Source organism: Pseudomonas sp. UBA6276 (genome assembly GCF_002438365.1).
GTDB classification, from domain to species: domain Bacteria; phylum Pseudomonadota; class Gammaproteobacteria; order Pseudomonadales; family Pseudomonadaceae; genus Aquipseudomonas; species Aquipseudomonas coleopterorum.
Genome location: NZ_DJUS01000105.1, coordinates 26,693 through 35,085 on the forward strand (window position 1 = coordinate 26,693; position 8,393 = coordinate 35,085).

Annotated in this window: 10 protein-coding genes; all 10 read left to right on the forward strand. The window is 62.1% G+C overall.

Going from position 1 to position 8,393, the window contains the following annotated elements; genetic code table 11:
* Position 1: 1 nt before the first annotated feature.
* The 10 genes from fdx to bamB all read left to right on the forward strand — a co-directional run bounded on the left by fdx (position 2) and on the right by bamB (position 8,267).
* On the forward strand, positions 2-343 hold the full coding sequence (gene fdx / locus B2V21_RS12065; protein WP_192001281.1) for an ISC system 2Fe-2S type ferredoxin: 342 nt from the start codon (positions 2-4) through the stop codon (positions 341-343).
* A 13-nt stretch (positions 344-356) separates the two neighbouring features.
* The gene (gene iscX, locus B2V21_RS12070; protein WP_049861900.1) at positions 357-557 is read left to right on the forward strand and encodes a Fe-S cluster assembly protein IscX; all 201 of its coding nucleotides are present in this window, start codon (positions 357-359) and stop codon (positions 555-557) included.
* A gap of 88 nt (positions 558-645) precedes the next feature.
* Positions 646-1,071, forward strand: a complete 426-nt coding sequence (gene ndk / locus B2V21_RS12075) for a nucleoside-diphosphate kinase (protein ID WP_043186559.1) — start codon at positions 646-648, stop codon at positions 1,069-1,071.
* Positions 1,072-1,099: 28 nt separating this feature from the next.
* The gene (gene rlmN, locus B2V21_RS12080) at positions 1,100-2,248 is read left to right on the forward strand and encodes a 23S rRNA (adenine(2503)-C(2))-methyltransferase RlmN (protein WP_049861901.1); all 1,149 of its coding nucleotides are present in this window, start codon (positions 1,100-1,102) and stop codon (positions 2,246-2,248) included.
* A 14-nt stretch (positions 2,249-2,262) separates the two neighbouring features.
* On the forward strand, positions 2,263-3,018 hold the full coding sequence (pilW, locus tag B2V21_RS12085) for a type IV pilus biogenesis/stability protein PilW (protein ID WP_049861902.1): 756 nt from the start codon (positions 2,263-2,265) through the stop codon (positions 3,016-3,018).
* Complete coding sequence (locus B2V21_RS12090; RefSeq protein ID WP_286916959.1) at positions 3,015-4,013, forward strand: RodZ domain-containing protein; 999 nt, start codon at positions 3,015-3,017, stop codon at positions 4,011-4,013. The genes pilW and B2V21_RS12090 overlap by 4 nt, the downstream gene beginning before the upstream one ends.
* Position 4,014: 1 nt before the next feature.
* Positions 4,015-5,124, forward strand: coding sequence for a flavodoxin-dependent (E)-4-hydroxy-3-methylbut-2-enyl-diphosphate synthase (gene ispG, locus B2V21_RS12095; RefSeq protein WP_049861904.1), 1,110 nt, complete (start codon positions 4,015-4,017; stop codon positions 5,122-5,124).
* A 22-nt stretch (positions 5,125-5,146) separates the two neighbouring features.
* Positions 5,147-6,436 carry a histidine--tRNA ligase gene (gene hisS / locus B2V21_RS12100; RefSeq protein WP_049861905.1) on the forward strand — a complete coding sequence of 430 codons (1,290 nt, stop codon included), beginning with the start codon at positions 5,147-5,149 and terminating at the stop codon, positions 6,434-6,436.
* 42 nt (positions 6,437-6,478) lie between these two features.
* Positions 6,479-7,120 carry a YfgM family protein gene (locus tag B2V21_RS12105; protein WP_049861906.1) on the forward strand — a complete coding sequence of 214 codons (642 nt, stop codon included), beginning with the start codon at positions 6,479-6,481 and terminating at the stop codon, positions 7,118-7,120.
* The gene (gene bamB / locus B2V21_RS12110) at positions 7,113-8,267 is read left to right on the forward strand and encodes an outer membrane protein assembly factor BamB (protein WP_049861907.1); all 1,155 of its coding nucleotides are present in this window, start codon (positions 7,113-7,115) and stop codon (positions 8,265-8,267) included. Before B2V21_RS12105 ends, bamB begins: the two co-directional genes overlap by 8 nt.
* Positions 8,268-8,393: the final 126 nt, after the last annotated feature.

An 8,393-nucleotide genomic window follows, 5' to 3' on the forward strand; every position in this document is an offset into this window, starting at 1 on the left:
GATGCCGAAGGTGACATTTCTGCCCCACGCCGAGCATTGCCCGGACGGTATGGTGGTCGAGGCTGAAACCGGCAGGTCGCTGCTCGACGTCGCCCACGATCATCACATCGAGATCGAGAGTGCCTGCGGCGGCGTCTGCGCCTGCACCACCTGCCACTGCGTGATCCGCGCCGGCTTCAACTCCCTGGAAGAGGCCGACGAGCTGGAAGAAGACTTCCTCGACCGCGCCTGGGGGCTGGAGCCGACTTCGCGTCTGAGCTGCCAGGCCAAGGTCGGCACCGAGGACATCACCGTCGAGATTCCCAAGTACTCGCTCAATCACGCCGCCGAAGCGCCGCACTGACCGAGGGATTGTCATGAGCTATGGTTGGAATGATGTACAGCGCATCGCCGAGGAGCTGGAAGAGCAGCACCCGGATCTGGACCCGTATTCGATCGGCTTCACCCGCCTGCAGCAAATGATCAAGGCGCTTCCGGATTTCGACGACACCTCCGGTCGCGTCGGCGAGAAGGTGCTCGAAGCGGTGCAGACCCTCTGGGCCGCCGAAAAAGACTGATCGATTTGCAGGTTAGGCAATACCCCGGAACCCGCGTATAATTCGCGGGTTTAATTTTTCGCTTCAATCACCGTTTCTGGAGTTTCACATGGCTGTTCAACGTACTTTCTCCATCATCAAGCCCGACGCTGTCGCCAAGAACGTCATCGGCGAGATCACCACTCGTTTCGAAAAAGCCGGTCTGCGCGTCGTTGCCTCGAAACTCAAGCAACTGTCCAAGGCCGAGGCCGAAGGCTTCTACGCCGAGCACAGCGCTCGTGGCTTCTTCGGTGAACTGGTTGCCTTCATGACTTCCGGCCCGGTTGTCGTTCAGGTTCTGGAAGGCGAGAACGCCATCGCCCTGAACCGCGAGCTGATGGGTGCCACCAACCCTAAAGAAGCCGCTGCCGGTACCATCCGCGCCGACTTCGCCGAGTCGATCGATGCCAACGCCGTTCACGGTTCGGACTCCGAAGCCGCTGCTGCTCGCGAAATCGCATACTTCTTCGCTACTACCGAAGTAACCACTCGCTAAGCTACGGCTCACGAGTGAAGGTGAATCCATGACTGATATGACTGGCAAGACGAACCTGTTGGGGCTGACTCAACCGGAAATGGAACAGTTCTTCGACTCGATCGGGGAGAAGCGCTTTCGTGCCGGTCAGGTCATGAAGTGGATTCACCATTTTGGCGTGGACGATTTCGATGCCATGACCAACGTCGGCAAGGCCCTGCGCGAAAAGCTCAAGGCCTGTGCCGAGATCCGCGGCCCCGAAGTGGTCAGCGAGGACATCTCCACCGACGGCACCCGCAAATGGGTGGTGCGCGTGGCGTCCGGCAGCTGCGTCGAGACCGTCTACATCCCCCAGGGCAAGCGCGGCACCTTGTGTGTTTCGTCGCAGGCGGGCTGTGCCCTGGATTGCAGTTTCTGCTCCACCGGCAAACAAGGCTTCAACAGCAACCTCACCGCCGCCGAAGTCATCGGTCAGGTGTGGATTGCCAACAAATCCTTCGGCAGCGTCCCGGCGACCGTCGACCGTGCCATCACCAACGTGGTGATGATGGGCATGGGCGAGCCGCTGCTGAACTTCGACAACGTCATCGCGGCCATGCGCCTGATGATGGATGACCTGGGCTATGGCATCTCCAAACGCCGGGTCACCCTGTCGACCTCGGGTGTCGTGCCGATGATCGACGTGCTCGCCGATCACATCGACGTGTCCCTGGCCCTGTCGCTGCATGCGCCCAACGACGCACTGCGCAACCAGCTGGTACCGATCAACAAGAAGTACCCGCTCAAGATGCTGCTCGAGTCGTGCCAGCGCTACATGTCGCAACTGGGCGAGAAGCGTGTGCTGACCATCGAGTACACCTTGCTCAAGGACGTCAACGATCAGCTCGACCATGCCATCGAAATGGTCGAGCTGCTCAAGAACGTACCGTGCAAGATCAACCTGATTCCGTTCAACCCGTTCCCTCATTCCGGTTACGAGCGGCCGAGCAACAACGCCATCCGTCGTTTCCAGGATCACCTGCACCAGGCCGGCTTCAACGTGACCGTGCGCACCACCCGTGGCGAGGATATCGACGCCGCCTGTGGTCAGTTGGTGGGGCAGGTCATGGACCGCACGCGTCGCAGTGAACGCTACATCGCCGTACGCCAATTAGGCGCTGAGGCCGATATGCCGCAAACTGCCGCGAATCGGAACTGAACGAGAGGAACTCCATGACCCTGCGCGCCGCGCTGCTGATCGTCTTCGCCTTGCTGACCGGTTGCGTCACCACGGGCAAGGTCAATCCGATGGACACCAGCAAGGGTCGGGACGAGGCGCGTCAGGCCTACGTGCAACTGGGTCTGGGATACCTGCAGGAAGGCAGTACCGAGCGGGCCAAGATTCCCTTGAAGAAGGCCCTGGAGCTCAACGGTTCCGACGCCGACGCCAATGCGGCACTGGCCCTGGTGTTCCAGGCGGAAATGGAACCCGAGCTTGCCGAACAGCACTTTCGCAAGGCTTTGAACGCACGCAGCGATGCCCGTATCCTGAACAACTACGGCAGCTTCCTGTATGAACAGAAACGCTACAAGGAAGCCTACGAACTGTTCGAGAAGGCCGCCGCCGACACGCTCTATCCAGAACGCTCGCGGGTCTTCGAAAACCTGGGCATGACAGCGGCAGCTCTGGGCCAGCGCGAGGTGGCACGGCAGAATCTGGAGAAAGCGCTGCGGCTCAACCGTCAGCAGCCCCGGGCGCTGCTGGAAATGGCTGAAATGTCGTACCAGGACATGCAATACGTGCCGGCCAAGGAGTATTACGACCGGTTCACCCAGTTGAGCGAGCAAACCGCGCGCAGCCTGCTGCTTGGCACGCGTCTGGCGAAAGTCTACGAAGACAAGAACAAGGCCGCCAGTTATGGCCTGCAACTCAAACGGCTTTATCCCGGTACGCCGGAATATCAGCAATACCTGTCGGAGCAAAGATGAAAGCGGCGCATCCCGAAGTAGCAGCAGGCTCTCGTGTAAACCCCGGCGATACCTTGCGTCAGGCCCGTGAAGGCAAAGCGTGGTCGTTGCCCGAGGTGGCCGCGCGGCTGAACCTCACCCCGGCCTCTTTGGCCAATCTGGAAGCGGGCGCGTTCGACAAGCTGCCCGGCCACACTTTTTCCCGTGGTTACATCCGTGCCTATGCCAAATTGCTCGGCCTGGATCAGGCCGTGCTGGTACAGGCGTTCGATCAGTACACCGGCACCAATGCGCAGGGCAGCAACGTGCATGGCCTGGGCCGCATCGAAGAACCTTCGCGCCTGGCCCACAACCTGCTGCGCATCGTCAGCCTGATGCTGGTGCTGGCCCTGGTGGGCGGCGGCTTCCTCTGGTGGCAGGACAAGACCACCACCCGTGGCACCGATCCGACCAACGTCGCGCTGGAGCACGTCGAAGTCGAAAGCGCCGACGGCACGACCCAGATTCATCCATTGGACGAGCCTGAAGACCAGGCCGTGGTGGCTGCGCGCGAAGGCGAGCCCACCTCGTTGAGCCTGGGGCAGGGCCAAACCCCGGTTGACCCGGCCACTACTGGCACACCGGCGACCACGACTACCCAGCCATCTGCGACCGTTGCGCAGACGCCTGCAACCGCTGCCACGCCTGTTCCCGCACCTGTACCTAATGCAGCGACAACACCTGCCGCGCCGGCCCCTGCCGCAGCGTCTGCGCCAGTCGAGACGCCCGTGGCTGGACAGGGCCAGGTCGGCATGAACTTCGTCGCCGACTGCTGGACCCAGGTCACCGATGCCACCGGCAAGGTGTTGTACAGCGGTCTCAAGCGCAGTGGTGACAATCTTCAGGTCAGCGGCAAGCCGCCGCTTTCCATACGCCTGGGCGTGGCCAATGCCGCCCAGGTGACTTACAACGGTCAAGCGGTGGATGTCGCACCCTTTACCAAGGGCAATACTGCTCGCATGAAGCTGGGGCAATAACATGCACGGTGAATCTCCGATCAAGCGCCGCGAATCGCGCAAAATATGGGTCGGCTCGGTACCGGTGGGGGGCGATGCGCCCATCGCCGTGCAGAGCATGACCAACACCGACACCAATGATGTCGATGCCACCGTCGGGCAGATCCAGCGCCTGGTCGATGCCGGCGCCGACATCGTGCGCGTGTCCGTGCCCGACATGGACGCCGCCGAAGCCTTCGGGCGCATCAAGCAGCGCGTCAGCGTGCCGCTGGTGGCCGACATTCACTTCGACTACAAGATCGCCCTGCGGGTGGCCGAGCTGGGTGTGGACTGCCTGCGCATCAACCCCGGCAACATCGGTCGCGAAGACCGCGTGCGCGCCGTGGTCGATGCCGCGCGCGATCGTGGCATCCCGATCCGTATCGGCGTCAACGCAGGCTCACTGGAAAAGGACCTGCAGAAGAAGTACGGCGAACCGACCCCGGAAGCGCTGGTCGAGTCGGCGCTGCGTCATGTCGAGCATCTGGTGCGCCTGGATTTCCACGACTTCAAGGTCAGCGTGAAAGCGTCCGACGTGTTCATGGCCGTCGACGCCTATCGCTTGCTGGCCAAGCAGATCGTCCAGCCATTGCACCTGGGCATCACCGAAGCCGGAGGCCTGCGTTCGGGTACGGTCAAGTCGGCGGTCGGCCTGGGCATGCTGCTGGCCGACGGCATCGGCGACACCATTCGCATTTCCTTGGCGGCCGATCCGGTGGAAGAGGTCAAGGTCGGCTACGACATCCTCAAGTCGTTGCGCCTGCGTTCGCGCGGCATCAACTTCATCGCCTGCCCCAGCTGCTCGCGGCAGAACTTCGACGTGGTCAAGACCATGAACGAGCTCGAAGGCCGTCTCGAAGACCTGCTGGTGCCGCTGGACGTCGCGGTCATCGGTTGCGTGGTCAACGGTCCGGGCGAAGCCAAGGAAGCCCATGTCGGCCTCACTGGTGGCACACCGAACCTGATCTACATCGACGGCAAGCCGTCGCAGAAACTGACCAACGACAATCTGGTGGATGAGCTCGAGAAGCTGATCCGGCAGAAGGCTGCGGAAAAGGTCGAAGCCGATGCGGCGTTGATCGTCCGCGGCTAACAGGGATTTCTAAGGATATTTTGTGAGCAAGACTCTGCAAGCCATTCGTGGCATGAACGACATCCTGCCGGAGCAGACGCCGCTGTGGCGTTACTTCGAAGGCACCGTGGCCGGTTTGCTGGACGGTTACGGCTACCGCCAGATCCGCATGCCCATCGTCGAGTTCACCGACCTGTTCAAGCGCTCCATCGGCGAAGTCACCGATATCGTCGAAAAGGAGATGTACACCTTCGAGGATCGCAACGGTGATTCCCTCACGCTGCGCCCCGAAGGCACGGCAGCCTGTGTCCGCGCGGTGCTCGAACATGGCCTGAGCGGTGGTGGCCAGGTGCAGAAGCTCTGGTACATGGGCCCGATGTTTCGCCATGAACGGCCGCAGAAGGGGCGCTATCGCCAGTTCCACCAGATCGGCCTGGAAGTGTTCAACCTCGACGGTCCGGACATCGACGCCGAGCTGATCGTGCTGACCTGGCGCCTGTGGAAACTGCTGGGCATTCGCGACGCGGTCACCTTGGAACTCAACAGCCTGGGCACCAGCGAAGCCCGCGGTCGCTACCGCGAGGCGTTGGTGGAATTTCTCACCGCGCACCTGGACCAGATCGACGAAGACAGCCAGCGCCGCCTGAAGACCAACCCGTTGCGCGTGCTCGATACCAAGCACCCGGAAACCCAGGCGGTATTGGTCAACGCGCCGAAGCTGGCCGATTATCTCGACGAAGAGTCGCGCGTGCATTTCGAGGGCTTGAAGGCGCGTCTGGATGCCGCTGGCATTCCCTACGTGATCAACCCCAAGCTGGTGCGGGGCCTGGACTACTACAGCAAGACCGTTTTCGAGTGGGTCACCGACAAGCTGGGCGCTCAGGGCACCGTCTGTGCCGGCGGCCGCTATGACGGCCTGGTCGAGCAGATGGGTGGCAAACCGACGCCGGGCGTGGGTTTTGCCATGGGCATCGAACGTCTGATCCTGTTGCTCGAAACCCTGGAACAGGTGCCCGAATCCATTGCCCGGCAGGTCGACGTCTACCTGTGCGCTTTCGGCGAACAGGCCGAGTTGGCAGGTCTGACCCTCGCCGAGCGGCTGCGCGACCAGGTACCGGGTCTGCGCCTGATGGTCAACGCCGGTGCCGGCAGTTTCAAAAGCCAGTTCAAGAAGGCCGACAAGAGCGGTGCCTTGTACGCCTTGATCCTGGGGGACGACGAACTGGCCCAACAAGTGGTAGGTTTCAAACCCCTGCGCGGCCAGGGCGAACAACAGAACATTGCCTGGTCGGCGTTGGCCGATCATCTGGCGACCTGCGTTGTGCAGGGCTGAATCAAGCAAGCATCAAGCATTTGCGCGAATAGGAGCATTGGGGTGTCGAGTACCGAAGACGAACAAATGGGCGAACTCAAGGACTGGTGGCAGCGTAACGGCAAGCCCCTGGTCACCGGTGGCCTGCTGGCCCTGGTGGTCGTGTTCGGCTGGCAAGCCTGGACCCGCTATCAGAGCAACCAGTCGCAGAGCGCTTCCAACCTGTACCAGCAGTTGCTGGAAGCCAGCCTGACCCCGACCGGCAAGCCCGATACCGCCCAGGTGGCAGACTTGGCCGGCAAGCTCAAGAACGAGTTCGGTGGTACTGCCTATGCGCAGTACGCCAGCCTGTTCCTGGCCAAGGCCGCCGTCGATGCCGGCAAGCTCGATGATGCCGCCGCCGAACTCAAGACGGTGGTCGACAAGCCGGTCGACACCACCCTGGGCGAAGTGGCGCGTCAGCGCCTGGCGCAGGTCCTGGCCGCGCAGAACAAGGCCGAAGACGCCTTGAAGCTGCTCGACGGCGATGCCGACAAGGCGTTCCTGGCAGCCCGCGAAGAGCTCAAGGGTGACCTGCTGGTGCAACTGGGCCGCAGCGACGACGCCTATGCCGCCTATCAAAAAGCCAAGGCTGCGCTGTCCGATGAAGCGGCGGTGGGTGGCCTTCAAATCAAGCTCGACGACCTGGCCAAAGGGGATGCGTGACGTGATCCGTTGGAAACATGCAGCATTGCTGGCCCTGGCCTTGATGGCCGTGGGTTGCAGCAGCAACAGCAAGAAGGAACTGCCCCCGGCCGAACTCACCGACTTCAAGGAAGAAGTGTCCTTGCAGAAGGTCTGGAGCCGCGGTATCGGCGACGGCCAGGGCAAGACCTACAACATGCTCGTGCCAGCGATCGAGAACGATCGCATCTACGCCGCTGATGTAACGGGCGAGGTAGTCGCGATGAACCGCATGACGGGCGACGTCCTGTGGAAGAAAGATCTGGACCAGCCGGTTTCCGGTGCCGTGGGCGTAAGCTACGGCCTGGTGACACTGGGCACCTTGCGCGGCGACGTGATCGCACTCGACGCCGACACGGGTGAGCAACGCTGGAAAAAACGCGTGAACAGCGAAGTGCTGGCGCCACCGGCCAACAACGGCAACGTCGTGGTGGTGCAGACCCAGGACGATCGCCTGATCGGGCTGGATGCCAGCACCGGTGATCAGCGCTGGATCTACGACAGCACTCCAGCAGTGTTGACCCTGCGCGGTACGGGCGCCCCCTTGGTGACCAATCAGCTGGCGATCGCCGGTCTGTCGACTGGCAAGGTCGTTGCGCTCGACATCTCCAACGGCGTGCCGGTCTGGGAAGCTCGGGTCGCCGTGCCTCAGGGCCGTTCCGAACTGGATCGCGTGGTCGACATCGACGGCGGCCTGCTGTTGTCCGGCGGCACGCTGTATGTGACCACCTACCAGGGTCGCATGGCTGGCCTGGACCTGGAAAGCGGGCGTGTACTGTGGCAGCGCGATGCGTCCAGTTACGCAGGTGTCGCGCAGGGCTTCGGCAACGTCTACACCAGCCTGGCCTCGGGCACTGTGGAGGGCGTCGACGAGCGTTCCACCACCGCCCTGTGGAGCAATGATCAACTGGCGCGTCGCCAGCTGTCGGCTCCCGAAGTGTTTTCCAGCTACATCGCGGTGGGCGACCTGGAAGGTTACGTCCACCTGCTGAGTCAGGTCGACGGTCGTTTCGTCAGCCGTACTCGGGTCGACAGTGACGGTGTACGGGCTCGCCCGCTGGTCGTTGGCGACATGCTTTATATTTACGGCAACAGTGGCAAGCTGGAAGCCCTGACCGTCAAGCAGTGATTGACTATGCTTCCAGACACCCACGGGTGCCTGGAAGCCGCTTCGTTTGAAGCGCCTCGAACTCCGGCCGCTGCCTGCAGCGGCCTTTGTATTTTCTGAATCAACGCAGTGGAGAGCCGCATGGTT